Raw genomic sequence first — 25,311 nt, 5'->3', positions numbered from 1 at the left:
AATAATTATTACTTATGCGCATTACTTTTTTGTCAGTTAACAGCTCTTTTTCTCACACCTCAATGGCCTACCCCATTTTGAGAGGCTACGCCGATCCCGAAAAAGCTCATGAATGGACTTTAGTGGAGTGTGCCATCAAAGAAAAAACTGAACGCGTCTTACACCGTCTTAATCATAGTAATCCTGAAATGATTTTGGCCTCAGCCTATATTTTCTCCTGTAAAGAACTCTACGAAATCCTTTCACGCTACGTTCTCATCAATCCTCAAGTTAAAGTGATTTTAGGTGGGCCAGAATTCCTTGGCGATAACGAAGCCATACTGCGCAAATATCCCTGGATCGATGTCATTGTTCGTGGCGAAGGCGAAATCCCCTTAAAAGAAGTATTTGAAGGTAAAGGCTATGGTTACATCAATGGTCTCTGCTGGATCGATGATGAGGGTCGCTACCGTGATAATGCCAAAGCTACTCTCGCTAAGATGGAAGACATTGTCCCACATTACAGTGACCTGTTTGACGAGCGTCGTCCTTTTGTACAATACGAGACTTCACGTGGTTGCCCTAATCGATGCTCCTTTTGTACTTCTAGCTTAGATACTGTTTTACGTTTCATCCCATTAGACGATGTTCGTAAACACTTACAGAAAATCGCCAAGATTGGCACTACCGAGGTTCGAATTTTAGATCGAACTTTCAATATTAAGAGTAGCCGAACACTCAAACTCATGCAGATGTTTCGGGAAGAATTCCCCCAACTGCGTTTTCACTGTGAAGTTGATCCCGCATTAGTTACCGATGAGTTCTTGCACGAGCTTAAACAAATGCCCAAAGGACAAATGCATATTGAAACTGGGCTGCAAACTTTTTCTCAAGACACTTATGATACTGTACAACGCCGCAGTCCTATGGATCGCACGGTAAAAGGTTTACAAATCCTTTGTGATTTGGAGAATGTCGAAATCCACGGAGACCTAATTGGTGGCCTCCCGGGTGCGACACGAGAAAGTCAGCTTAATGACCTTTTGGCACTTATCGCTCTTGAACCCGCTGAAATTCAATTAGAAAATTTAAAACTCTTACCTGGCACCCCAATGTGTGAATACAAGGAAATTGTTGCAGCACCCACGCCGCCCTATGAAGTTCTGCGTACCGCGACAATGAATTATGATGAACTCACACAAGTTGCTGAATGGTCGCGACTAATCGATTGGTATTATAACTATCAACCTTTACAGATTGTGCTTATCAATGCGATAAAACGCAAGCTAAGTTTTTTTGAAGAGTTCCATGACCACATGCGCTCCCAGGATGCCTTTGCTCAACCTTTGAACCCAGAAAAACGTTTCCGTCTACTTTATGACTATCTCAAGAAAATAGATGAAACAGATGCGCTATTTGATTTAGCCCAAGCCTGGTTCCTTGCTGGTTTCTCTCCAGAGCGCGGCCTCTTCCCCGCAAAGATCAATCCAGCACAAATCCCTGATGGCGCTGAATTTATTTGTGGCCAAAAAGAAGATTCCAAAGTAAAACGTCAGTATATCTATAAGTATGCCGACAAAGAACTCTACATCACCTATGGCAAGGGCTGTATAAATAATAAAAAGACTAGTATATCATTGTGGAAAAGCCCGGCACTCGTTTTACAGGACTAATTTAATCATTGCATTGAGCTTGAACTCACTCCTTTCTTACTCTCGGTGAATCAAGCAGAACTTGACCCATTCACAAGCTTACCTATATTAGCGCAAATTTTTTAAAGGATCAAAATGGAAATCGCCACTAACAGAAAAGCTCGTTTCAATTACGAAGTTATAGAGAAATACGAAGCTGGAATTGAACTTCAAGGTACTGAAGTCAAATCCTGTCGTAATAAAGCGATTTCTATTGGAGAAGCCTTTGTTGCTTTTGAACAAGGCGAAGCTTATATGCGCGAGTCTCATATCTCTACCTATGAACAAGGAAATCGCAACAATCACGAACCCAAACGCAAACGTCGTTTATTGCTCCACAAACGCGAAATCCGCAAACTCATGCGTGAGGTTGAACAAAAAGGACTCTCGGTCATTCCTTTGGGCGTACATCTAAAGCGCGGAAAAATCAAGATTGCCCTAGGTCTTTGTCGAGGTAAAAACACCGTTGATAAACGCGATACTATTAAGAAACGCGATAATGACCGCGCACTACAGCGCCTTAAAAACAAGACTCTCTAATTTTTGCTCTGGTAGCTCAGCTGGATAGAGCAGGAACCTCCTAAGTTCAAGGTCGGCAGTTCGAATCTGCCCCAGAGCACTTCTAAACTTTAAAATCGCTTATCAAGTAAACTTGCAGAGATTAGAGAAAAGATCTATTATCATTAAAATCATAACTAATTGCACATAAGATTGAATTAACCATGAATCATCAAGAGCCAAAACCGCTAGTGAAATTCAAGAGCCCTGAAAGCTCTTTTGACTTAAAGAAAATCGTCCAATACTTTCTTATGGCAGTGGGACTATTCACTTGTTTGTGCACCGCTTTTTTTGTTTTTATCATTATCCTTATTGCTTCACTGAGTAGTGATCAAGCAGATAAAAAGCCGGAAACCGTTATTACGGAACAATTTCCTCTACAATAAACTTGGACGTTCTCACTTAGTAAAAGCGTCTCTACTGATTAGGCTACTCAAAGGATTCTAAAGCAATTTTCCCTTTCGACTTACCTGACTCTAATAACTTGTGCGCTCTACGCAAATTTTCTGCATTGATCTTACCAAAATGCTCACCCAAAGTACTTTGGATTACACCCTGATCAATTAATCGAGAGACCTCTGACAAGATATTATGTTGTTCGAGAATATCATCGGTATTAAACATTGAGCGTGTGTACATAAATTCCCAATGCAGTGACACTGACTTTTGCTTAAGAAGCTTCACATCTAATTCACTGGGGTCATCTATTAAACCAAATTTACCTTGTGGCTTAATGACCTTGACTATTTCTGAAAAATGAAGATCCGTACGGTTCAAACTCACTACATAATCGACTTCTAAAATTTGTTTATTAAGAAATTCATCACTCAATTTATTGCGATGATTAATAATATTTTTTACACCTAAGTCCTCTAACCACGCCCTTGTTTCTGGTCGAGAAGCCGTTGCCACTAAATTCAACTTAGTCAATTTTTGAATCAGCTGTACCATTATCGAGCCAACGCCACCAGCCGCACCAATGATCAGAATACTTTTATTTGAATTTTCTTTCTCGACCTGTAGTCGATCAAAAAGCATTTCCCAAGCAGTCAAAGTTGTCAATGGCATTGCTGCCGCTTCGGAAAAACTCAAGGTCTCGGGCATTTTTCCAACAATTCTCTCATCCACTAATTGATATTGTGAATTACTTCCAGATCGAGTTAAATCCCCCGCATACCAAACTTTATCACCGGGACGAAAATGACTAACTTTATCGCCGACTGCTTTGACGATTCCTGAAGCATCCCAGCCAATTATTTGCCATTCTCCATTCTCAGATGAGCGATTTTGCCGGATCTTATAGTCTACTGGATTTACCGAAATCGCTTTAACTTCTACTAAGAGATCATAGCCTTCGGCCACAGGAAGCTCTATTTCAATATCCAATAAAGCTTCTTTTTGATCAATCCCACCTGCCTTCTTGTATCCAACTGCTTTCATTATTCCCGCCTATATATTTTTTATATCTAAAGCTTATTACTTTAGCACTTAAAATGTACTTAGGGAATTTTAACCAAGCATACTTAATTCACTTTGGGGGCTTTTTGCTCTTCTTGTGTTATTCCAGGCTCTAGTTCCATTATCCGTATTTTACGAAAGTGAATCTCACTGCCTTCTGCTTCCAAACACAAGTAGCCTTTCTTGATCTCACAATGACTCAAGCCATTTACAAACTTCCCGTTGATAGCTAATTTCACCACACCGTCAACAGCCACAACTGTGTAGCGGTTCCATTCACCAACTCCTTTACAACGCATCTCTAAGCCCATACTTCGCGTTCCACGTGGATTATCTGGCACCGTTTTTAAACCCATGCTACCAAAGAGCTCTCCACTAACATAGGCATCAGTTCTTTTATGAATTTTAGACCATTGAAGTTCCAACATTTGAACTTCTACTCCTTTGGGTAAGGGTTTATTTTTATAGCCTTTACCTTCGCTCCAAATAAATACCCCGGAATTCCCCCCTGCTTTCATATGGCGCCATTCAATTTCGAGAATGAAATTTTCGTACTGCTTATCACTTCGCATGACTCCAATGGGTTTTCCACTACATATCAACAAGCCATCTTTAACTGACCAAGTGTCTTCAGCGGTATTCACATTTACCCAACCAGAAAGGTCTTTACCATTAAACAGTTCTTTGAATGATAAATCGCTAGTTTCAGCCAATACACAAAAAGGAACAAGTAACAAAATGAGAAGTTTCATATAAAAACCTATTTTACACAATTAATTAATAATTAAATAGTAGTATATGAAACTAAAAAACACAAATACTAGAAGTCTAATTCTTTACGTAAGTGTTTGATTTCTTCTATGAGCTTGAGCTTTACACGGCTGATGTATTTATATACCGAATCATGACTAACCTTAATCTCTGTGGCTATTTCATTGGTGGGCACACCCTTGCGAGCTAAAGAAAAAGCTTTTAAAGCTTTGTCACTAAAGTGAGAGCGGATATTATCCATAGCTTTATTTGAGATAAAAAGTTCCCACTCTTTTTTATCCTCCTCTTCTCGCTCTGACTCCGTCGCCTCTTCAAGCATATCAACTTCATTAAAGTTTTTTGCTTGATCGATTCTCTTTTCGTAAGATTTTTGTTTTCTAATGAAATTTATCGTTTGGTTTCTTGTAACTCGAGAGAGCCAATACCTAAACTTTGTTCCTTGACGATTTTTATCAAAGGTGGGCAAGTACTTCCAAAGTTGAACTAGAACTTGTTGCTGGACGTCTTCTGCGTCACTTTTTGCGATGTTCATTGAGCGAATAATCACATAGATGTATTGCTTATAAAAACCAATAAGTTCTTCCCAAGCCATAGCATCGTTTTCGGCACAGGCTCGATTTAATAAGGTATAACTCGTGGAATAATCATCTTTCATTTTACAAAATAAAGTAAGTAGCCTAATTTGAAAAGGATTTCTTAATTATATCTCACTTAAATCTCATTAATGGTGCCCCGTGGATTCTTCTAAAGACAATCGAGACGAAGACTTTTTTACTCATATTGACGATAGTCTGAGTGAGTTTTTTGATGCTGAATTAAATGAACATGAATTAGAATCGGCCTACCCCATCCAAAACGAAATCAAACAGCTAGATGAGTTTTATGAAATCCTAGGCCCCTTAGATCAAGGAGGCATGAAGAAAATTTATCGGGCAAAAGATTTAAAAGCCGAACGCATCATTGCTTTAGCGAGACTCAAACGCGATTCAAATGCCGAAACTATTGAACAGTTCTTACGCGAAGCCCGGCTCACTGCTTCCCTGCAGCACCCCAACATCATCACCATTTATGATGTTGGAATTGATGAGCATAAGTCTCCGTATTTCACGATGGAACTATTAGAAGGGCAAACTCTCAAAAAATACCTCAAGCAAAACAAACAAAAAGATTTAGACTTTGATATCTTTTTAAAAATATGCGATGCCATCTCCTATGCTCACAGCCATTCGATTTTACACCTAGACTTAAAACCAGAAAACATCTACATTGGCTCTTTTGGTCAAGTAACGGTTTGTGACTGGGGTATCGCACGCTTGCTCCAACAAGATGAAGAAGCCGAAGTTCAAGCAGAAGCTCAAACACAGCTTGACCCCAACATTATCAATCACATGACTTTACAAGGACAAATCAAAGGCACTCCTGGCTACATGGCCCCTGAACAAGCTCATGCTTATGAAACAAAAGATGAAAGAACTGACATCTATGCGCTTGGAGGCATCCTGTATTTTCTACTTACCCAAGAAGCACCTATTCAAGGTCATGAGATCACCACCCTCATAGAAAAAACAAAATCTGCAACAGTTCAAGAAATTGACCCTAAAAATAATACCCCTCGCGCGCTCAAAGCTATTTTGAAAAAATGTTTACACCCTAAACCCGACCAGCGCTACACCTCCGTCAATAGTTTAAAATTAGACATCCACAAATATCAAAAAGGTTTTGCGACGCTCGCAGAAGACGCGAGTTTCTGGGTTCACTTACAGTTGCTTATACGTCGGCAGTATAAAACACTAAGTCTTATTCTTTTTATACTCTTAATCATTGCTTTCATTGCGAGCCAGTCTTTACAACGCATCCGCGAAGAACGCAATCTTGCCATAAAAGCTAAGCAAACTGCTTTACAAGAAAGGCAAAAGGCGGAACAAAATTTATTAGAACTCAAAGTTGCTCATAAACAAAATGCCTTACTAACTGAAGATATCCTTGAGCTTACCCACGAAATCGCCGATAGTGATGACCTAAGTAGTGCTAAAAGAAAGATATACCTTTTAAACGACGCTCTAAAAAAGCAGCACAGCCCTAAAAAAAGAAAAAAGATTTTACAAAAAAAAGCACTCTTACATTTTGTTTTGCAAGAATTTCATGAGGCCTCAAAAACTTTCGCCGAAATCGAATCGCAAAACAATTTATCTAAATTTATAGAACTCAGTCTTTGGGCAAAAGAATTAAAGCAGGATTCTCAAGCATTAAGCGACAGTCAGCTAGCTGAGATTTTCCTGCAATTTAGCAATAGTCAATATGAACTAGTTAAAGCCATGTATCACAAACATGTTAAGTTCAATGCTCATCGAAAACAGGATATCGAAGGCTCCATCTTATTAGCAAAAATTATGGTTTTTTATAATAATAAAATTTGGGATAAGACAAAACTAAACAATAAATATGACTTTCTTATTGGTGGGAAAGTCAACTTAGCAAATCTTCCTATTAGCCGCTTCATAGTTGAGCCCTACAAAGTCAATATCCTTAGTGAACTTGATTTTGATTATTTGGACATATCCAATACTGCATTTTTTGAGTTCATCCAAATCAAAGACATCCCTTTAAAAACGCTCAACATTTCTGCATGCCGGCTCAATGAAATTCAAATGAATAGAATTGAGATACTTAAAAGCACTGGGGTTCAAACTATCGTCTATCAAGATTCATATTTAAAGCCAGATGAAATCCAATTACTTTCGAAGCACTTTACACTGAAAAGAATGACTAATTAAAATCATTGTTCTCACTGTTTTTAGATAAACTCTATAATGAAAAATACGAAAGCCGTTGTAATATGGACAAATCAAATTTTTTATAGGAATATTTTATGTGTGGAATCATCGCATATGCAGGTGAAAAGAACCCCTTAGAAGTACTAATTAATGGCTTAGAACGATTAGAATATCGCGGTTATGACTCCGCTGGCATTAGTGTCTTAAAAGAAGACGATATCTATACTGTTAAAGCTGCAGGTAAAGTATCGAGTTTAGCGCAACGCATTGATGATGATTCGCAACTCGCGGATACTAGTCAGTTACATTGTGGTATTGCTCATACGCGCTGGGCTACACATGGTGGACCTACCGAAAATAACGCTCATCCTCATTTAGGTCAAAATTCTCGCATCGCTCTAGTACATAACGGAATTATCGAAAACTACCAAGAATTAAAAAATGATTTACTTGCGCAGGGCCATGTATTCAAATCTGAGACCGACACAGAAATCCTTGCGCATCTTATCGAAGCTCATTATGAAAAAGACCTCAAAAAAGCTGTTTCGGAAGCTTTAGCAAAAGTCGAAGGTGCCTATGGCATCGCCGTGATTTCCAAAGATGAACCAGACACAATTATAACGGCACGCTTCGGTAGCCCCATTGTTATTGGTTTGTGCAAAGATGAAGTTATCATCGCTTCTGACATCAATGCAATTGTTCAACACACAGATAGAGTTGTCTATCTGAATGACGGTGACTTAGCGATAGTCAATAAATCTGGCATCAGCTTTCATGACCTTAGCTTAAAATCAGTCCAACGCAACGAAGAAAAAATCACGCACACTGCTGAAGAAGCTCAAAAAGGCGGTTACTCCACTTTCATGATGAAAGAAATTCACGATCAACCTAGAGCGGTAAGAAATTCAGTACGTGGTCACTTAGATTTCGAAAATGCCACCACTTCTCTTGGTGGCTTGCACATGAACCCCAAGGAACTCGCCTCCATTGATCGCATACAACTTTTTGCTTGTGGCACATCTCTCAATGCGGCACTTTTAGGTCAGTATTTCTTTGAAGACTTAGTTGGAATCCCCTGCCAAGTAACACAAGCCGCTGACTTCAGATATCGCAATCCAATCATTGAAAAAAACACCTTGGCAATTGCCCTGAGTCAATCTGGTGAAACAGCCGATACTTTAGCTGCTGTTCATGAAGCTAAACGAAAAGGCGCTGACCTCATTGCCATCTGTAATGCCGTAGGTTCAACCATTGCTCGTGAAGCAGGACGAGGTGTTTACCTGCATGCAGGACCTGAAATTTCAGTTGCGTCGACGAAGGCATTTACGACTCAAGTTTCCGTCCTCTTACAACTGGCTGTTTTACTTGGTCGTACCAAGCGCTTAGATCGTAGCCATGCTGCAGACATACTCGAAGCTATTGATAAACTTCCTGAGCAGATTGAAGAAGTTTTAAAACTCTCTGATTCTATTAGAACTATTACTGAAAAATACACCGATGTTCACAGTATGTTCTTCATTGGGCGTGGCTATCAATACCCCGTAGCACTTGAGGGAGCCTTGAAAGTTAAAGAAATCTCATACATCCACGCCGAAGGTTATCACGCAGCTGAACTTAAACACGGCCCTTTGGCTCTTCTCGATGAAAAAGTTCCTGTGGTAGCCATCTGTACAAATAAAGATTCTTCGCAAAAGATTGTGTCAAATATTAGAGAATGCTCTTCTCGCAAATCTCCCGTAATTGCAGTTGTGAGTGAGGGCATTGAGACTCCTGCAGATGATTCAATAGTTATCCCCCAGGCTCACCCAACGACGGCTCCAGTATTAGCTGCTGTGGCACTACAACTCTTCTCTTTCCATATTGCGGACTTGAGAGGCTGTCCCATTGACCAACCTAAAAACTTAGCAAAATCAGTTACAGTCGAATAGAATTAGAAGTGTTCGATTTCACATCCTTCGGGCATTGCTCGAAGGAATTTTGCCCCATAATTCGTATTGCTGACGCGGCTATCCATCAAAACGACGATACCGCGATCTTTTGCCGAACGAATAAGGCGTCCTATCCCTTGACGTAATTTGAGTTGAGCTTCAGGAACTGAGAAATCAAAAAAGGCTTTCCCTCCAGTTTTCTCCAAATGTTCACAACGCGCCGCAATGAGCGGGTGATCAGGAACGGCAAAAGGGATGCGCATAATAATGACATTGCGTAAAGACTCCCCCGGCACATCGACACCCGTCCAAAAAGTATCTGTTCCAAATAGAACCGAATTATTATCTTCTTTAAAAGCTTGAAGTAAAATAGCTGAGGACGCCGCCTCGCCTTGAACAAAAAGCTTGAGTCCCATCTCATTCATAAAGGGACGAACGGCATCCGCTATACGTTTCATTTGCGAAAAGGAAGTAAATAAGACAAATGCCCCACCCGTCGACATGTGAATAAAGTAGCGCAACCAAGTGATTGCTTCTTTTTCATAATCATTGTCTTTAGGCGAAGGCAAAGTTTGGGCCGCAAAGACTTTCATTTGGTTTTTAAAGTCAAAAGGACTATCTAGAATCATATCTAAAGCTTCATTCATGCCGACACGACTACGATAATAATTAAGTTTTTCACTTACTGCGAGGGTCGCGCTCGTCGTCACCACAGGTATTTTTGAACGAAAAAGTAAGTCGTTTAAAATGGGGGCCACATCAATGGCCGCTGCATGCATCGATAAATGTTTAGTGCTTTTCTCAAACCAGAATACATGTTCTTCAGAACTCGCTCGTAAGAAAAAAGAGAGACTATCAGTGAGCTTTAGTAAGCGTCTCGACAATGAACGCAATTCAGTCTCTTTTTCTACATTGCCCTCTTCTTCATCGGCATAAACTTCCAATAAACCACAAAGCTGAGTCAAGCCTTCGGCTAAAGGGTTTTCTTTAACTACAGGCTCATGAATTCTATGCGTTTTACTTTCATCCGGTAACCAAGAATGAAGACTCTGAAAAAAATCACGGACCTCATCATGCATACGAGCCGCTAAATGACGGCCTCTATCATCACTAACAGTGCTTATCGCTCCTCGTTTACTACGTTTATTATAAATACGTCTTAGTTGGTACAAAAAGGTTCCTGCTGACAAGCGAATACCTAAATGAACTGCCGCCACGTCCTCAACTGTATGACATTCATCAACAATAATGGCGGAAGCGGAAGGTAAAATCCCGGCTTGCTCGTCGCCAGTCTCCGCTTTGATTGCGAGGTCCGCAAAAAATAGGGCATGATTAACGATAATCACATCGGCATTATAGAGCGCTCGTCGCGACTTCTGAAAAAAACAGGGTTTAAAATGAGGACAACGTTGATTCAAACAATTGCCTTCTTCTGCATTAACTGTCCCCCACGCGCCATTATCGACTGCAAAAGGCAATTCAGTTTTAGCGCCATTCTCACTTGTGCTAGCCCATGATTTAATGCGAAAAACTTCTGGAATCATACTCTCGTCAGGTAAAAAATCTGGACTCCCCGCTGCGGCAGCATTCATTCTACGAGTGCAAATATAATTCCCTCTTCCCATACCAATAACCGCATTAAAATCATCCCCGAGCATTAACTGTACCGCCGGCACATCCTTTTTGAGAAGCTGTTCTTGTAGATGCTTGGTGTGAGTCGTAATGATTATTGGTTTAGTTTGCTCAGTTTGTCGATGCCATTTTACCGCAGGTAAAAGATAAGCAATACTTTTCCCTACTCCAGTAGGAGCTTCCACGCATAAATTTAAACCTTCTGACAGGGAGTAATAAACCTTACTAGCCATCGTCTCTTGCTGCGGGCGCCGTTCAAAATCGCGCCCATCTAAAAAACTAAAATGCTCTGGAAAAATTGACAAAATGAAGACTCATATGGTATTTAATTGTGGCCACTTTAAACCTCAAAAAGCGCTATGCTAGTTTTATATTTTTTTTTATCGCTTTTAATCTTAAATGAATGTGATGAATTTAAAGAAAATGGGACTATTTTTGGCTTATTAAAAAATTAAACCTAGGACTTAGCAAATGAGTTTTCAAAGATTGAGTTTTGAAGAAGGCTTAGAGCTCTTCAAAAACGCTGACCTTTTTGACCTTCAAAAAATGGCAGTGGAACAACGTAATAAAATCAATCCTGCAAGTGAAGTCACTTACGTTATTGACTCAAACCCCAACTACACAAATGCTTGTACGGCTGATTGTCTGTTTTGCGCTTTTTATCGTAAGCCAGAAGATGAAGAAGTTTACGTACGTAGCTTAGAAGATGTTCGCAATATGATGAAGGACGCAGCAGCTCTTGATGCGACCACTGTTTTACTCCAAGGTGGTCTCCACCCCGACTTGAAACTCGACTATTATTTAGATATTATCAAAATGACTGTAGCAGAATTCCCTGGAATTATCCCTCATTTTTGGTCGGCACCAGAAATTGATAACATCGCTGAAGTAGAAAATATTGATGTCCGTGAAGTTTTGCAAAAAATGTATGATGTTGGTCAACTCTCACTTCCTGGTGGAGGTGCAGAAATTCTTTCGCAAAAAGTTCGTAATCGTATTTCTCCGAAGAAACACAAGGTTGACCGTTGGTTACATATTCATGAAGTGGCTCATGAAGTCGGCATGAAATCGACAGCAACAATGATGTACGGCCACCGAGAAGAAGCCGAAGATATCTTGATTCACTTACAGGCCATTCGCGACATCCAAGACCGCACAGGAGGTTTTACTGCCTTCGTTCCGTGGACATATAAGAAAGATAACACTCTTTTAGGAAAAAAAGTTACACGTGAAAGCACTCCCGATGATTACTATAGAATCCTTGCCTTTTCGCGTCTCTACTTAGACAACTTTGACCATATACAAGCATCTTGGTTTAGTGAAGGTAAAGACACTGGCGTAAAGTCATTATCATATGGTGCTGATGACTTTGGTGGAACTCTCTTCGAAGAAAACGTTCACGCTGAAACTGGCTTTATCAACAAAACAAGTGCCGAAGGTCTACGTAGTATGATTCGCGAAGCTGGCTTCACTCCAGTACAGCGAGACACCCTGTACAATAAAGTTTTAGCAGGAAAATCTTAACTTTCCTTCTAAGATACTCTTGAAGTCTTTTGATCTCGGGGTATAACTAAAAGCCTCAATTATTTGCGAGTGGTCACCACCACAGCAAACACCCACTTTTTAAGGTCGCGGGGTGGAGCAGTCAGGTAGCTTGTCAGGCTCATAACCTGAAGGTCGTAGGTTCGAATCCTGCCCCCGCAACCATTTTTATATTTTAAGGTCGCGGGGTGGAGCAGTCAGGTAGCTTGTCAGGCTCATAACCTGAAGGTCGTAGGTTCGAATCCTGCCCCCGCAACCATTTTATATATTTTCTTTTAAGGTCGCGGGGTGGAGCAGTCAGGTAGCTTGTCAGGCTCATAACCTGAAGGTCGTAGGTTCGAATCCTGCCCCCGCAACCATTTTTCTTCGGTAGTTTATGGATCCCAGAATTCAATTATTACAGAGTCTCTCCCAGAGATCTTCTAAAATTTGTAATGATCACTTTAGTGAAAATACTAAAACTTGGCAAAAACTTGATCAATCTTTCGTATCTGAAGCAGATATCAAAGTCAATGATTACATTATTTCCCAAATCAGTACACACTTCCCAGAAGACGCTCTCCTAAGCGAAGAAAGCCCAGATGACCACAAACGTCTAGATTGTGAATATACATGGGTTATTGACCCCATAGATGGTACTAGCGAGTTCATTGCCCTGAGCCCCGAGTTTTGCGTCATGATCTGCATACTCCGCAATAATAAACCTTTCTACGCGTGTGTAAGCATTCCACAGGAACATAAATCCTATCTTGGTGGACCCGGCCTCCCCTTGCAAGAATTAGATTTAATCACAGGGCATCAGAAAAAACTCAATAACGTAAACGCCATGGGCAATCGACTCATTGTCTCAAAGTCTCGTGCCACATCACAAATATTCAAATTTGCCGAACAAGAAGGACTCACAAGTTTTCGTTGTGGTTCTGCGGGGGTAAAAGCTTGTAGAATCCTCCAAGGTAAAGCAGACTATTACATTCACATCAACAAGATCGCAGAATGGGACACCGCTGCACCAGACTGCCTATTACAATCACTCGGCGAAGGCTTACGTGATATTAATGGACAACCCTTGCTGTATAATAAGGAGATTTGTTATCATAGTCACTTTTTCTATCTCCCATCTAAAGAACTTTTTAAGTCGGCGCAAAAATTTTTCCAAATTGATTAAGGCTGTACTTTTTATCAGTTTGCTTTTACCTTTTAAAAAAAGGGAATTACTTTGCTTGTATGCCACTCTTATATCTCAGTCTATTAGCCATTAGTCCAGACCCTAGCCTAGACTACTTATCTGCTAAACAGCTTCGACTCGAGATCCCCTCTTCTTTTTACACTCAAACTTCCTCACAAAAAGAATGGTTAAGTAACCTATACACAGCATCTTTAAGTAAGAGTAAAAGCTACTCAGAACGCTCGGTTGAAGATCAAAACATCTACAACTCATATTTAACCGATTACTACACTGAAGATGATATACAATTTCTTCATTCTTTAGTCGGAAGAGATTCTTATAGACTGACTTTACATACTCGATTTTGGGGTGGAGATAGCTCAGGCTACGCTCAAGGCTTTACCTATTCCGAAAAACTTCAACCCAACCTAACCTGGGGCATGGGAGTCGAAAGAGCCGAAGTCAAAAGTGATAAAAGATATAACTGGGACAACAATTCATACTACAATCTTGATTCTTGGCTCAACTGGCAACCCACACCAAATACAAACATCTATTTAGGAGTAGGTGGAGCCGTCGCTGAATAGTCGACCTTTAAGCCATTGCTTTTCTCCTCTAAGGGACGAGTTTTCCAACGCTTATGCATCCATATCCAGTAAGCTGGGTGATCATACAAGGCCTGACCTAAAACATCCATAACTTTTTGGGTATTTTTTTGTATGGATTCTTCCCCAGCTTCATCCTTAGAAAAACTCATCGCTTCGTGAAACTGAACTGTCTGCGACAACATTTTTTCATTTCTATAGGCTGTAGTAGGAACAACTGTGGCTCCTGTCCTAGCAGCCACAAGCAAAGGAGATGCATAAGTTGAACACAATTCGCCCATAAAGTTAACAAAACAGGCTTCCGAGCGTTTAGAGTTTTGATCCATCACCATAGCAACCGTTTCACCACGCCTCAGAGCTTTAAATAAAGACATCATGGCACGACCATCTTTTTCAAGACATATGACTTTATGTGGAGCTCTGAAGGTCTCTGAAAAGTACCCTTTTTCTAAACCTTTTACATCTTTAATAACAACGCTAACAGGATTACCAAATTCAACTACCTTCAAAATACACTTTTCCCAGTTAGCATAATGACCCGTCAAAATCAGAACTCCCTTTCCTGCATTTATTGCATCTCGATAAATCTCGTCATTTTTTGAACTAACTTTCTCTAACAATTTAGCTGAGCTTCGCACAGGCTGTTGCAAGAGCTCAACTGCTGTCAGTCCAAAATGAAAATATATCTGTTTTAACAAAGATTTATCCCAAACACCTTGACCATAAACTAAGTTTAAATTGAAAATGACAATTTTTCTACGAAAACGAAATACATGCAAAAGTAGTAAGCCCAGCACTTTTGCTAAACTGTATAATAAAAAATCAGGTAATAATGAGAAAATATAATAAATTATTCTTAAAAAAAACTTCATCTACTCACTTGCCAATTGTACTTCTAAAATTTTAAGATAAAATGATCAGCAGTTCTATAGGTCACAGAGATCACTAAGGGAGAATACTATAACAATGGAATCGTACAACTGTTTTTCGTGTGGATTCAGCAATCCAATTGCTCAAACCCACTGCGCTAAATGCAAAAAAGTGGGAGCTGCGGCTGCATTAATTTCTAATGGCCAAGGGTCTTTTCCTAAAGATTTTTTGTGGGCCTTATTTCCTAAAAGCCTTTACCTTGGTGCTGCTCCTGCTGATGATGTATTAATACCAACTAACAAGATCCAAGACCATCACTGTAAACTGGACTTTGTGAAAGGCTTATTTTACCTTACGCTACCAAAGGCAGCTACTCCAATCTTTATTGGTGGTCAACAAGTTCGTCCCAATATGAAACAGGCTCTAAATGATGGATCAACTTTAAAAATTGGTGACGAAGAACTTACGATTACCTATTTCAATGGTCATGAATCATTTTCCGAAGGCCAAAATTTTGCTCTGAAACAATTGGCTGAAAAGGCCATCAATCCTACGGTTTCCCGACTCCTCCATATTATTGCTTTTAAAAGAGAAGTTATCAACTTAACCTCATCTGCAGATATCTTTTCATTTGCCATAGATACTGTGCTTAGGATCACCGAGCTCGACAGAGCCTATGCTTTCCAAGTTAATAGTGAAGATGACCAACTCAAAGTAAAAGAAGTCATTGCCAAGAACTCTGATTTCTCAATTATTGAAGAAGAAGACTTCAGTATTTCTCGCTCAATAATGACTAAGGTATTAGAGAACCAAGGCTCTGTTTTTATCCAAGACGCTGACAAAGAAGTCAATTCTACCGTCTCAATGGCCAATTTTAATATCAAAACAGTCATTTGCCTACCTCTCACAGTTAAAAACGAAGCCGGAGAAAGAGAACTCATAGGCATAATTTATGCCGATAAAACCCTCAGTACGACCCCCCTTCCATCTGGTATTTCATCTTCCTTACAATCCATGAGAAAAATCTCTTCTCATCACCTTGTTAGAACCATGATGAATGATGAAGCTAAATCTGATGTAGATGGTTTTAAAAATTATTTTGCTAACCTCAAAGAGGAGATGCAAAAAATCCGCGATTATTTAGCAGATACTTCTGAACACATTGCAGGTGGTACGAGTTCTGATTCTGCTGTTTTCCAAGAGCGTGTTTCTGAATGTAATGCCGCCCTAAAAATGCTTACTGAGAATATTAAACAGAATTTTTAATCCCTGCGATAAATAATCTTTAAATGAGCTTTGGGAGAAATGATATACTTCTTCTTATAGAGTTCTAGTTGCTTCAACTGCTTATCTATTTCCACTATTTCGACTTTTATATCTAAGATAAGCTTTTTAAGCGTAGAGCTATTGTTCTCCCCTGTTAAAGACTCTGCATATTGATTCGCTGTGGTTTCATCAAGTCTCGAAATATAGGCAAGGCGATTTTCTAATTTCTGCTTTTTCAACACATACAGTTTTTTGCATAATTCATAATCAAAATTAAAAGCCTTAGAATGATTTTCTCGAATCTTAGAGGGAGGCATGAATTTTGGTAAATTAGCAGGGTTATCTAAACGCAGAATATGTAAGTGATTTTTCGCAGAAAAATCCATACCCGAAAACCTTATATCGGCATGCAGGTAAATACCGACAAACAAAAATAAAACACTTAACACTCTCATTCTACAAACTCACATTCACTCAACACCAACATATCCAGGCCCCTCACACCAAGCGACCACCCACGAACAACTATGTTTTTACCATATCTAGATAAATCATTACTCTGACCTTCAAAGAAACACTCAAGCTCATTAGCTAAACGAAGTGTATGCCAATCTTCATTACTACTAATAGCCGTCACTTCACCGCTCACTTCTAAGTATGTGTTCCCATATTTTTCAAAAAAACTCAACAAATCCATCTGCTCTTTATCTGATAGAATTTCATTAAGAGTAAATTTCTTAATATCTGGCTTCCTTTCTGGCCCCTTATATCTTTTAGGTTTCCAGATATTTTCATTTAAAGGCAATATTTTTTTCTTGACCACTTTTATACCTTTAGATATCCCAAGGCTTTCTGCTTCAGAAGATGGTTCACATGATAAAATTTGGGCCGAATCAAAGAATTTAGTCTCCCCAGTTTCCAAGGTGAAGTTTAAACCTTTAAAACCCTCATCTACTAACATACCAAAGTATTCTTCTCCTGAACTTAATTTCAAGCGATGACTAATGACATAAAATCCACTTTTAATAAGCCTATCTTCACCTGCTTTGATAATGAGATCATGCTCCTCTTTAACCTTGCTTCCCTTAACGTTTATAGACAGGAAGTATTCTCCCGCAATTAATTTTTCTAACTTAATAAAAGAGTTCTTCGAATCAATAACTTTACCATTTAGGTTCACCTCACAATCAACTTCTGGCAAATCTATTGATAAGGAACAATGCTCTGGATTAAATTCATAATGTGAGGCTAGATCATCTAGTCCGACGGTGAATGATGAATAATTATCTAAGCTCATGATCAATTGCTTAGCTTTTAAAAGATCTCTTCTAATAAAAGATGGGCTCTTCGCTAAAACTTCCCCCTTATAACTTAGGCTTGCCCCTGGGGGAGTCGTTTGAAAATCTACATAGTTCTCGTCCCTCTGTAAATCTATATTTAGACTTTGCGAAGATCGCAGATCTATTAAAAACTCCTGTTTATGGTAAGCTCGTTTATAAACGGTCACATAATAAAAAGCACTTTCTAAATCTTTTAGTTTTAGGGGCAACTCTCCTCGATGCACCCCATTAATTTCGAGCTTCACTCCAGGAATATCAGAATTGATATTTAACTCTAGTAAGTCTACCTCGACTATTTCTTCTAAATTCTCTGGCTCATCTGGAAGCACTTCATCATTAATCACAGCGGGAGAATCGTGAACTTTTTCAACTTTCACTGAGTCATCACTCGGAGATTCATAAAAAAAAAGACTTAAAGACCCTAAGAAAAAGATACATATAAGCACCACACTTAATGCTTTCGGAATCTTTATATCCTCAGCTCCTATCGATTCTACCCCATCCTTACAATCTTCTTCTATAGATTTATTACCTGAGCCCATATCCTCTAATGAAAGTAAGCTTTTTTCTTGGACTTCCTTTTTTAAAGGAATTTCAACCAAAGAAAAAACTTCACTAGCAAGCGTAATTTCATCCCCCAACTCAACACGACTAGATTGTCGAATTCTCTGTCCATTTAGAAAAACACCATTATGACTCTCTAAGTCCTCCAACCATACATCATCGTCATGCTGACTTAATTCCAAATGACATGCACTTAACTTTGGGTCATTAATGACTAGTGTACAAGAACTACTGCGCCCAATTACGATGGAAGCTTGATCAAAACTGAGAGTCTTCCCTTTTAAGCTCCCTTCCTTAAAGTGAATTTTCATTTAATAGACTCTGAATTCAGGTGAATTTACAATTGTCCAAGTCATCTCAAAAATCCCAGAGTCCATATAACTAAGTTTAGGATCAATTTTGTTTTCAAAAAACAGTTTTTCTCGCTCTGTGGGTAGACGCGTATAATAATGGATAAAGAAATCATTGATAAAAAGTTCAAAATCCTTTTTCTGAGCTTCTTCATACCAATATCTTGCCTTAGAGTCGATAAAATCGAGAGCCGCATCATTACTCGTCAAAAATAGTGCTTGAGATAAAGTCCCACGATAAAAAGCTTCTGAATCAGATAATGAACTTGGGAATAACTGATCTATGTACTGCTCTTTTTTTCTCTCTAGTGAATATAATGATGGCCAATTTTCTTTTTCCTTTAATTGACTCATTTGGTCATTCATTAATACATTCAAAACCTGCTCACCATTCAAATGTCTTATTTTTCGACTAGTAAAGTAAATAAAACCCTCTTCATCTGACTTTTCTGATGAAGACATCTTATAGATATCTGATATGAGAAAGCTTTTCACTAAAGTATGTAAATCAAATTTACTCTCAACGAACTTCTTCGCATAAGCATCCAATCTCTTCCCATTATCGTGATTGGCTCCGTAAACATCATTTGCCGGCATAACTATGCCTCTACCTATCAACCAATGAGCCACCCAATTACTCGTCGCCCTAGAAAAGTATAAAGGTTTTTTATAGGCCATCCATTCCGCTAAGTAGGTCCGTGCACTCTTAGTTATATGCAAAGCTCTATCTGGGCCAAATAACAAGCGTGGTCGAGCTGTGTATTTTTTTTCCTCAGCCACATATTCTAGTTTTAGGTGTGTCAATCTTCTTTCTTTTTCAAAAATATATAATTGCGGTGCTAGCAAAGCTTTATCTGAACTCATCTGGTCCATTTCAAACTTCATATTTAATTGCTGTCCTCGACTCTGCTCATAAGACATTTCATCATATATATTTTCACCTTTCTCTTCCAAGGAAATCCAATCTAACACATCTTTGTACTCCTCTCCCAATGCAGATTGATTCTTATAGCTTTTGGCAATTTGCTTCTTGAGTGCTCGTAACTCTTTATCCGTTTTGACATAGCGCTTATCCATCCCTTCGAAAAGTGTCGCCATCGACCAAAAATTCTTATGCTTCAACTCAGGGTAGTACTTATGATCATGGCACTCTGCACAGGCAATTGTAATCCCCCAGACATTTTCAGTAAATCGCCCTGCCATCATTTTCGAATCTTCCTCACCTGTGTAAAAAAGGACCATAGGATTTCTAGCGGATATACCATCAGCACTCATCATATCTTTAATAAACTTCCGAAAATCATCTTTGGAACTCGCATAATTATCTTTAATATATGCCTGTAATTGCCTGTAAATTAAAGGGTGTTGGTCCCGATCCTTTCTACTTGGCGCATAGTGATTAACAATTTTTGCTGCTAAATTCTCTTTAAAATCATCTGTTTTAATTAAGTCATTTACTAAATTTTCGTACTGACCTTTTTGTATTTTGTCTTTAGCTGAATAGTATTCCGCTACATTTGGCAAACGATTTTGCGTATCCAAATACAAACGTCTAACTAAACGATCTGCACTCTCTTCTTTTGCATTGAGTATAAAATTCAATACGATTAATATTAAACAAAAGTACCTCATGCTAAAAGCTCATCAATACCACTTTTTGATGGGCATAAATCTAATGGACGCCCGCTTTTATGCATATACGGTTCATTGGGATTAAATCCTAAGTGTCTAAACAGCGAGTAACTAAATTCACCCATCGTAACAGCTTTCTCTAGACTCATACCATCATCAGAACTTTGACCGATATGCTGCCCTGACAAAGACCCACCAATTAGTAAAACTGGAGTGTTCATTGGGTAATGATCACGACCGGAATTTTCATTAATTCTAGGGGTTCTTCCGAAATCCCCTGCAATCATTATCATTGTTCTTTCTAATAGCCCCATCACCTTTAATTCTTTCAGTAATTGACATAGGCCTTGATTAAGAGGTTCTGATAGATTTTTACAGCGTTCCTGATTATTCTGGTGAGTATCCCAGCCACCATAGGGGATTTCGATCGAGGGTACTCCTGCTTGAATCAATCGGCGAGCTTGTAAAAAACTTTGACCTATACCTTTCCCATAAGATGCCATTGTTTTTGGACTCTCCCCATCCAATTCAAACACCCTATTTGATATACCTAAAGTTAATTGAGTCGCCTTTCGTCCATGACGAAGTTCTTCTTTAACCTGATCAATATGAGAACTAGCTGAGTGCTTCATGTACTCATCTCTTAATGATTCAGATCGCAATAAACGCTGTCGCCAATCTTCATCTACTTTCAACTTATTCTGTCCCGGTCTCATACTATAAGGGCTGAATTCATTCCCTAAAAAACCTGCCGATAAGGAACCACCCAAGGATACAACTTTGGGTAAATCGGATTGTTCTTCTTGAGATAATGCCCAAGCTGCCACTGAACATAAGCCCGGCTGTACTTGTGCGGGATTAGGCAAGAAGCCCCCTGTCCCAACGTAATATCTCCCCAATTCATGAGCCCCAATTCTGGAACTAGTGTGCACTAGGGCCATGTTTTTTGAAAAATCGGCAAGACCTTCAAAATGCTCGCTAAAATAAACATTGTTCATTGCCGTCTTTACGCACTTAAGCCCACCACCATTAACATGATTTGGCTTGGCATCAAAAGTATCCATTTGCGAGGGGCCACCTCGTAAATTAACATAAATAAAATGACGTAATGAGGGTCCGCGTTTAGCTCTAGCTTCTGCGGAGTTCGCAAATAATAAACTAGATAAAGCTAGGCTTCCGCCATTTAAGAAAGTTCTTCGATCTATATCCATAAGCACCACAATTATTAATTCTATGACCAGAAACGTCACTAAGACATAATTTATTGTGCAATACCTTAATTAAGCCTCGGCTTCTTCTTCCTCGGCTTTGACTGCCTCTTCATACAAAAAGTTGATATCGTTATACAATTCATCATAAGTTTGATAACGATCTTCCATTTCGTGGGCAATTAGATTGTCAATCAAAATACAAAGCCCCTCAGGAAGGTAATCATTTAATTCTTGAATTGGGTAGCGATAAGGATGCATGTGACCTTCGACAATTTCTTCGTTAGGTCCATCAAAATAGTTCTGCCCATTGACAACATAGTAGAAAACCATTCCCAAGGCATACATATCTGAACGCTCGTCCTCAACTATCCCCTTAATTCGCTCTGGTGGTATATAAGATGGTGAGCCAATTAAATTGTCATCATCAATTTCTTGTTCACCTTTGTGTATTGCTAAACCAAAGTCTACTAAAGTTAAGTTCTCACCTCTGACAATGACATTTTGCGGTTTTAAATCTCGGTAGATAAAACCAGACTGTGCCATGTAACGAAGTGCATCCACGAGTTGCATCATCCATGAATAAAGCTCTAACTCGGTAAACTCAAAACCTTTCGCTATTTGCTCTAAAGTATAACCTGGAACGTAATCCATTAATAAGAAGGCTTTACCACTCTTATAACCAAACCTGTAGGCAGTCGCAATGTGCGGGTGATCAAAGCTCATTACTACGTCACCTTCATACAAAAGGCTTTGGAAACGAAATTCGCATTCATCAGTATAATCAGAAAGTTTTATCGCATATAACTTGGGATCATCATACTTCTGTGCCATGTACACACGCCCCATGCCCCCTTCTCCGGTCACATCGTAAAGCCAAAATTCTGTTATCCTCATAGGCATGAAGACATTTTCGCCACAATTTTGACATTCATATTCTTTTAAAGGTTCATAACCTTCCATGTCACACCACTCATGACATGACATACATTTTGCTAAGCCATCTTCAAAACGCTTGAGCTCATCGTCTGACAGAGCAGTAGTTCTGTAACCTTCCATAAAAAAGCTTCTTTCTAGTTAACGAATTAAGGGAGCACTAATTTAAATGCATATATCTATATTTCTATACTCCATGATTCAAACTCAAGAATCTAAAGTATGAAAAGCTTGGATTTTAACAAAAAAAAAGCACAATCCTCAGCTCAACATAGTCAAAAACATAAAATTAGCCCCACATAAATTAAGAGCATAAGAATTACATACAGGCATGTATATGAAGATCTCACGCTTTTTAAAGAATTTTTAAAGAATTTAGACCTATTCACACTTGAGCTTTTGTTGTGATTTCAATTTTAACAGACTAAATTGAGGCATAATAAAACATGAAACTTTAGGTACTCACCGTGAAACGTCAATTATCACTCATCCTCTCCATATTATTCTTACTTTTTAGTTGTGACTCAGAACAAGTTCAAAAACTTAAAAGCAAAGTTCAACAAACCACTGGATCAAGCGAATCTCCTGAAGGTGAAAAGACAACTCCAGAGAAAATTCTTTTCGACAAAGAAGAAGCTATTAAATACATCAACGCTCAACTCCCAAAACTTGTCGTTCCAGGTGAATACGAATTTACCGCCGAAGAAGCCAACAATGAAAAGTTTGGTGATTACGTAAAAATTCAATATTTAAATGAGCTGGCCTACAAAGAAGACTATTACAATGTTGATAAATCAGTATTATTCATGCAAGTACTAAAAGAAAAAGGTTGGACTAACGAATTTGCTCAATTGAAAAAGACTCCCTACACCTTCTATAAAAAAGTCGCCGTCAAAGGTGATAAAACGGCTATTCAAGGCTCTCTTATATATAGAAAGAGCGGCGAAAAAATGGTATTCAAAGATCATAAAATTGATCGTGGCCACATAAATCAAGGTTACGCACAAAGTAAATTTGGCGAAGCTTACTTGCTCGTTGGATCAACAGAAGCTGACAATGCTATCGACACTTTCATGAAAGATTTTGCAGTTGCTAAAAAACACAACGACAATGTTTTAAACACCGTGAGAACAGGAAAAGTTTACAAAGGAACCCTCACCCTTACTCCTGAACTCAAAAAAGAGATCACCGTCACAATGGGCAAGCAACATAAACTCTTAAGATCGTCTGAAGCTCTTATTGTTTTTGATGAAAATACCGATTTAAAAATAATGCTCAAAGGCACATATTTAACTGAAATAAGACCTGCTAATAGAAGCAATATCAACTACAAGGTTGATGCCATTGAACTCTATAGCTCTCCTATAGATCCCTTTTTCCAAAAAATCCGTCCCTACATCCAAAGAGAGTATTTCACTCTCTTCCTATCTCCCAGCGGCAAATTATCCGGAATGTCCAAGAATTTAAAAATCGACTTAGTGCCACATAGCCACACAGTGAAGTAAAGGACTTCCTAAGACCGTCCACAAAGAAATCTTCACTCATCTTTTCTAAGATTAATTTCTCATCAAACAATCAAGATCTAAAGAGTCCCCGATACATATCAGGGACTCTTTTATTATACAGCCATATTCTTTTATTAAAGCAATACAGAGCCCCTGCAAATCACTCGACACACTTGGATCTAAGCTCCCCTTACTAACTCAGCTCACATAAAGGCTTATATAAGCTTTACAATCGCGCCATCATTCAAGCTGAATCTTTGGGTTTACAAAGGACTTCAATCATCAATACATAAAAACAGCCAATAATATTGGAAAGAGGAACCTGCAATGCCGTAGGCATAGAGTAGATAACCGCACAAGCGGGGATCCAAACAAACCAATTTGATACCAAGACTGTGGGAATTCGCACTTTAAACAGCCGTGAATTTATTCCTACTTTCCAATGACGAAATGAAAAGTTCGCATCTTTCCAAATATAAACTATAACAATACAGGGCACCGCGTAAAAAGTGCTAAAAACAAATTGATCAAAAAGTACTTTTTTAATAATGACACTTACCTCACCTGAAGCACCAAAAAGCTTCGCTTGAAATGAGTAAAAGAATTCAATCTCAGTCCCTTTCCAAAACCAAAACAGTAACATAAAAATCAGCACATTAATATTGAAAGTCACACGCTTACTCAAACTCAAAATAACATAGGGTAATCCGCCTGCAAAGAGTGCCGTTGATAAGCCAGAAAATAAATACGGATTCAGAACTTTCAGATCCGTCAATGCCACTAATTTCTCTTGAACATATGCAGAGTTATAATAAGCTAAAACCAAGCTCACTGCCACGACCTGTAGAGCCAGCCCCGGTTTCAGATTAAGCTTCAAAGCATGCTTAACTTCGCGCAACAAAGCCTTCACTATAAAACTTCCAATATATTGATTTTTCCACGACTCAATTGATTAAGTTCATTTTTAAAGTCCTTCACCAAAGCCTCATCTAATTTCACTAGCCATTGAATTCCATCAGCTAGATAAGTTTCCTCAGCGCATTCCGGAGGATAAGTTTTAAAAACATGATGGATCTGAGCAGAAAAATCAAAACTAATTTTAAACTCAAACGATTTAAATGAACGCAGCTCAACGAACTCACCAAGCTTCAAGCATTCAGAAGCACTTCCTCCATAGGCTCGACATAATCCTCCTGTACCCAACTTAATCCCCCCGAACCAACGAATAACTAAGATCGCCACATTAGTCAAGTCCGCATATTCAATAGCTGCAAGAATTGGCTTCCCAGCTGTACCTGAAGGCTCACCATCATCATTAAAGCGATAATCATTCCCCACCTTATACGCCCAACAATTATGCCGCGCACTAGCAACATTATTGTTCTCGAAAAAATCCAAGGCCTGCTGAACATCTACAACTGGTGATGCCAAGGCAATGAAACGACTCTTTTTGACTTCTAAATGAAATTCGCAAGGGGATTTAAGCGTAAACAAACTTTTCTCTTTTTATCTTTCGCCCACAATAAGAGCTGATGAT

22 protein-coding genes and 4 tRNA genes are annotated in these 25,311 nt (G+C 39.0%); 14 read left to right on the top strand and 12 right to left on the bottom strand.

Annotation, left to right across the window (positions count from 1 at the left end):
- The first annotated feature begins 29 nt into the window (after positions 1-29).
- The 4 genes from PQO01_RS07290 to PQO01_RS07275 all read left to right on the top strand — a co-directional run bounded on the left by PQO01_RS07290 (position 30) and on the right by PQO01_RS07275 (position 2,614).
- Positions 30-1,652: a B12-binding domain-containing radical SAM protein gene (locus tag PQO01_RS07290; protein ID WP_274313367.1), complete on the top strand. Its 1,623-nt coding sequence runs from the start codon at positions 30-32 to the stop codon at positions 1,650-1,652.
- Between the two features lie 114 nt (positions 1,653-1,766).
- Positions 1,767-2,210, top strand: a complete 444-nt coding sequence (gene smpB / locus PQO01_RS07285) for an SsrA-binding protein SmpB (protein ID WP_274313366.1) — start codon at positions 1,767-1,769, stop codon at positions 2,208-2,210.
- Between the two features lie 5 nt (positions 2,211-2,215).
- A tRNA-Arg gene (locus PQO01_RS07280) sits at positions 2,216-2,289 on the top strand.
- A gap of 103 nt (positions 2,290-2,392) precedes the next feature.
- On the top strand, positions 2,393-2,614 hold the full coding sequence (locus tag PQO01_RS07275) for a hypothetical protein (protein ID WP_274313365.1): 222 nt from the start codon (positions 2,393-2,395) through the stop codon (positions 2,612-2,614).
- 43 nt (positions 2,615-2,657) lie between these two features.
- Here the strand turns inward: PQO01_RS07275 and PQO01_RS07270 are convergent, their stop codons facing one another.
- From PQO01_RS07270 to PQO01_RS07260, 3 genes are all read right to left on the bottom strand, one after another.
- Positions 2,658-3,668 carry a zinc-binding alcohol dehydrogenase family protein gene (locus PQO01_RS07270; protein WP_274313364.1) on the bottom strand — a complete coding sequence of 337 codons (1,011 nt, stop codon included), beginning with the start codon at positions 3,666-3,668 and terminating at the stop codon, positions 2,658-2,660.
- Between the two features lie 83 nt (positions 3,669-3,751).
- On the bottom strand, positions 3,752-4,438 hold the full coding sequence (locus PQO01_RS07265; RefSeq protein ID WP_274313363.1) for a 3-keto-disaccharide hydrolase: 687 nt from the start codon (positions 4,436-4,438) through the stop codon (positions 3,752-3,754).
- A gap of 68 nt (positions 4,439-4,506) precedes the next feature.
- Entirely contained in the window at positions 4,507-5,112 is a 606-nt protein-coding gene (locus tag PQO01_RS07260) for an RNA polymerase sigma factor (RefSeq protein WP_274313362.1), read from the bottom strand.
- 79 nt (positions 5,113-5,191) lie between these two features.
- Between PQO01_RS07260 and PQO01_RS07255 the strand changes: the two genes are divergently transcribed.
- Positions 5,192-7,231, top strand: a complete 2,040-nt coding sequence (locus PQO01_RS07255) for a serine/threonine-protein kinase (RefSeq protein ID WP_274313361.1) — start codon at positions 5,192-5,194, stop codon at positions 7,229-7,231.
- Positions 7,232-7,326: 95 nt separating this feature from the next.
- Complete coding sequence (glmS, locus tag PQO01_RS07250; RefSeq protein ID WP_274313360.1) at positions 7,327-9,159, top strand: glutamine--fructose-6-phosphate transaminase (isomerizing); 1,833 nt, start codon at positions 7,327-7,329, stop codon at positions 9,157-9,159.
- 2 nt (positions 9,160-9,161) lie between these two features.
- On the opposite strand, the gene PQO01_RS07245 is transcribed toward glmS, so the two are convergent.
- Complete coding sequence (locus tag PQO01_RS07245) at positions 9,162-11,096, bottom strand: ATP-dependent DNA helicase (protein WP_274313359.1); 1,935 nt, start codon at positions 11,094-11,096, stop codon at positions 9,162-9,164.
- 166 nt (positions 11,097-11,262) lie between these two features.
- Here PQO01_RS07245 and mqnC point away from each other — a divergent pair, with 166 nt between their 5' ends.
- The 6 genes from mqnC to PQO01_RS07215 all read left to right on the top strand — a co-directional run bounded on the left by mqnC (position 11,263) and on the right by PQO01_RS07215 (position 14,085).
- Positions 11,263-12,315: a cyclic dehypoxanthinyl futalosine synthase gene (gene mqnC, locus PQO01_RS07240; protein WP_274313358.1), complete on the top strand. Its 1,053-nt coding sequence runs from the start codon at positions 11,263-11,265 to the stop codon at positions 12,313-12,315.
- Positions 12,316-12,421: 106 nt separating this feature from the next.
- Positions 12,422-12,498: transfer RNA gene (locus PQO01_RS07235), tRNA-Met, on the top strand.
- Between the two features lie 17 nt (positions 12,499-12,515).
- Positions 12,516-12,592: transfer RNA gene (locus tag PQO01_RS07230), tRNA-Met, on the top strand.
- A 23-nt stretch (positions 12,593-12,615) separates the two neighbouring features.
- A tRNA-Met gene (locus tag PQO01_RS07225) sits at positions 12,616-12,692 on the top strand.
- Positions 12,693-12,709: 17 nt separating this feature from the next.
- Entirely contained in the window at positions 12,710-13,498 is a 789-nt protein-coding gene (locus tag PQO01_RS07220; protein ID WP_274313357.1) for a 3'(2'),5'-bisphosphate nucleotidase CysQ, read from the top strand.
- 59 nt (positions 13,499-13,557) lie between these two features.
- On the top strand, positions 13,558-14,085 hold the full coding sequence (locus PQO01_RS07215; RefSeq protein WP_274313356.1) for a hypothetical protein: 528 nt from the start codon (positions 13,558-13,560) through the stop codon (positions 14,083-14,085).
- On the opposite strand, the gene PQO01_RS07210 is transcribed toward PQO01_RS07215, so the two are convergent.
- Positions 14,052-14,975: a lysophospholipid acyltransferase family protein gene (locus PQO01_RS07210; RefSeq protein ID WP_274313355.1), complete on the bottom strand. Its 924-nt coding sequence runs from the start codon at positions 14,973-14,975 to the stop codon at positions 14,052-14,054. The genes PQO01_RS07215 and PQO01_RS07210 overlap by 34 nt on opposite strands.
- A 94-nt stretch (positions 14,976-15,069) precedes the next feature.
- On the opposite strand from PQO01_RS07210, the gene PQO01_RS07205 reads away from it, so the two are divergent.
- Positions 15,070-16,239 (top strand): FHA domain-containing protein, encoded by a 1,170-nt coding sequence (locus PQO01_RS07205; RefSeq protein WP_274313354.1) that lies wholly within the window; start codon positions 15,070-15,072, stop codon positions 16,237-16,239.
- On the opposite strand, the gene PQO01_RS07200 is transcribed toward PQO01_RS07205, so the two are convergent.
- From PQO01_RS07200 to PQO01_RS07180, 5 genes are all read right to left on the bottom strand, one after another.
- On the bottom strand, positions 16,236-16,694 hold the full coding sequence (locus PQO01_RS07200) for a hypothetical protein (RefSeq protein ID WP_274313353.1): 459 nt from the start codon (positions 16,692-16,694) through the stop codon (positions 16,236-16,238). The genes PQO01_RS07205 and PQO01_RS07200 overlap by 4 nt on opposite strands.
- A complete protein-coding gene (locus PQO01_RS07195) occupies positions 16,691-18,454 on the bottom strand; it encodes an FHA domain-containing protein (RefSeq protein ID WP_274313352.1) in 1,764 nt (587 codons plus the stop codon). Before PQO01_RS07195 ends, PQO01_RS07200 begins: the two co-directional genes overlap by 4 nt.
- Positions 18,455-20,125, bottom strand: a complete 1,671-nt coding sequence (locus PQO01_RS07190; protein WP_274313351.1) for a DUF1549 domain-containing protein — start codon at positions 20,123-20,125, stop codon at positions 18,455-18,457.
- A complete protein-coding gene (locus tag PQO01_RS07185; RefSeq protein ID WP_274313350.1) occupies positions 20,122-21,336 on the bottom strand; it encodes a DUF1501 domain-containing protein in 1,215 nt (404 codons plus the stop codon). The genes PQO01_RS07190 and PQO01_RS07185 overlap by 4 nt, the downstream gene beginning before the upstream one ends.
- A gap of 69 nt (positions 21,337-21,405) precedes the next feature.
- The gene (locus PQO01_RS07180; RefSeq protein ID WP_274313349.1) at positions 21,406-22,392 is read right to left on the bottom strand and encodes a serine/threonine protein kinase; all 987 of its coding nucleotides are present in this window, start codon (positions 22,390-22,392) and stop codon (positions 21,406-21,408) included.
- 344 nt (positions 22,393-22,736) lie between these two features.
- Between PQO01_RS07180 and PQO01_RS07175 the strand changes: the two genes are divergently transcribed.
- Positions 22,737-23,774, top strand: a complete 1,038-nt coding sequence (locus PQO01_RS07175; RefSeq protein ID WP_274313348.1) for a hypothetical protein — start codon at positions 22,737-22,739, stop codon at positions 23,772-23,774.
- 244 nt (positions 23,775-24,018) lie between these two features.
- On the opposite strand, the gene PQO01_RS07170 is transcribed toward PQO01_RS07175, so the two are convergent.
- The gene (locus PQO01_RS07170) at positions 24,019-24,684 is read right to left on the bottom strand and encodes a hypothetical protein (RefSeq protein WP_274313347.1); all 666 of its coding nucleotides are present in this window, start codon (positions 24,682-24,684) and stop codon (positions 24,019-24,021) included.
- Positions 24,684-25,268, bottom strand: a complete 585-nt coding sequence (locus PQO01_RS07165) for an IMPACT family protein (protein WP_274313346.1) — start codon at positions 25,266-25,268, stop codon at positions 24,684-24,686. The genes PQO01_RS07170 and PQO01_RS07165 overlap by 1 nt, the downstream gene beginning before the upstream one ends.
- Positions 25,269-25,311: the final 43 nt, after the last annotated feature.

Source organism: Lentisphaera marina (assembly GCF_028745505.1).
GTDB classification, from domain to species: domain Bacteria; phylum Verrucomicrobiota; class Lentisphaeria; order Lentisphaerales; family Lentisphaeraceae; genus Lentisphaera; species Lentisphaera marina.
Note: the sequence above shows the minus strand (reverse complement) of the source record. Positions and strands in the feature narration are given on the sequence as shown.

Coding starts and splice junctions, on each gene's coding strand:
- smpB (WP_274313366.1), top strand. CDS start 1,767: ATGGAAATCGCCACTAACAGAAAAGCTCGTTTCAATTACGAAGTTATA.
- PQO01_RS07275 (WP_274313365.1), top strand. CDS start 2,393: ATGAATCATCAAGAGCCAAAACCGCTAGTGAAATTCAAGAGCCCTGAA.
- PQO01_RS07270 (WP_274313364.1), bottom strand. CDS start 3,668: ATGAAAGCAGTTGGATACAAGAAGGCAGGTGGGATTGATCAAAAAGAA.
- PQO01_RS07265 (WP_274313363.1), bottom strand. CDS start 4,438: ATGAAACTTCTCATTTTGTTACTTGTTCCTTTTTGTGTATTGGCTGAA.
- PQO01_RS07260 (WP_274313362.1), bottom strand. CDS start 5,112: ATGAAAGATGATTATTCCACGAGTTATACCTTATTAAATCGAGCCTGT.
- glmS (WP_274313360.1), top strand. CDS start 7,327: ATGTGTGGAATCATCGCATATGCAGGTGAAAAGAACCCCTTAGAAGTA.
- mqnC (WP_274313358.1), top strand. CDS start 11,263: ATGAGTTTTCAAAGATTGAGTTTTGAAGAAGGCTTAGAGCTCTTCAAA.
- PQO01_RS07220 (WP_274313357.1), top strand. CDS start 12,710: ATGGATCCCAGAATTCAATTATTACAGAGTCTCTCCCAGAGATCTTCT.
- PQO01_RS07215 (WP_274313356.1), top strand. CDS start 13,558: ATGCCACTCTTATATCTCAGTCTATTAGCCATTAGTCCAGACCCTAGC.
- PQO01_RS07210 (WP_274313355.1), bottom strand. CDS start 14,975: ATGAAGTTTTTTTTAAGAATAATTTATTATATTTTCTCATTATTACCT.
- PQO01_RS07205 (WP_274313354.1), top strand. CDS start 15,070: ATGGAATCGTACAACTGTTTTTCGTGTGGATTCAGCAATCCAATTGCT.
- PQO01_RS07200 (WP_274313353.1), bottom strand. CDS start 16,694: ATGAGAGTGTTAAGTGTTTTATTTTTGTTTGTCGGTATTTACCTGCAT.
- PQO01_RS07195 (WP_274313352.1), bottom strand. CDS start 18,454: ATGAAAATTCACTTTAAGGAAGGGAGCTTAAAAGGGAAGACTCTCAGT.
- PQO01_RS07190 (WP_274313351.1), bottom strand. CDS start 20,125: ATGAGGTACTTTTGTTTAATATTAATCGTATTGAATTTTATACTCAAT.
- PQO01_RS07185 (WP_274313350.1), bottom strand. CDS start 21,336: ATGGATATAGATCGAAGAACTTTCTTAAATGGCGGAAGCCTAGCTTTA.
- PQO01_RS07180 (WP_274313349.1), bottom strand. CDS start 22,392: ATGGAAGGTTACAGAACTACTGCTCTGTCAGACGATGAGCTCAAGCGT.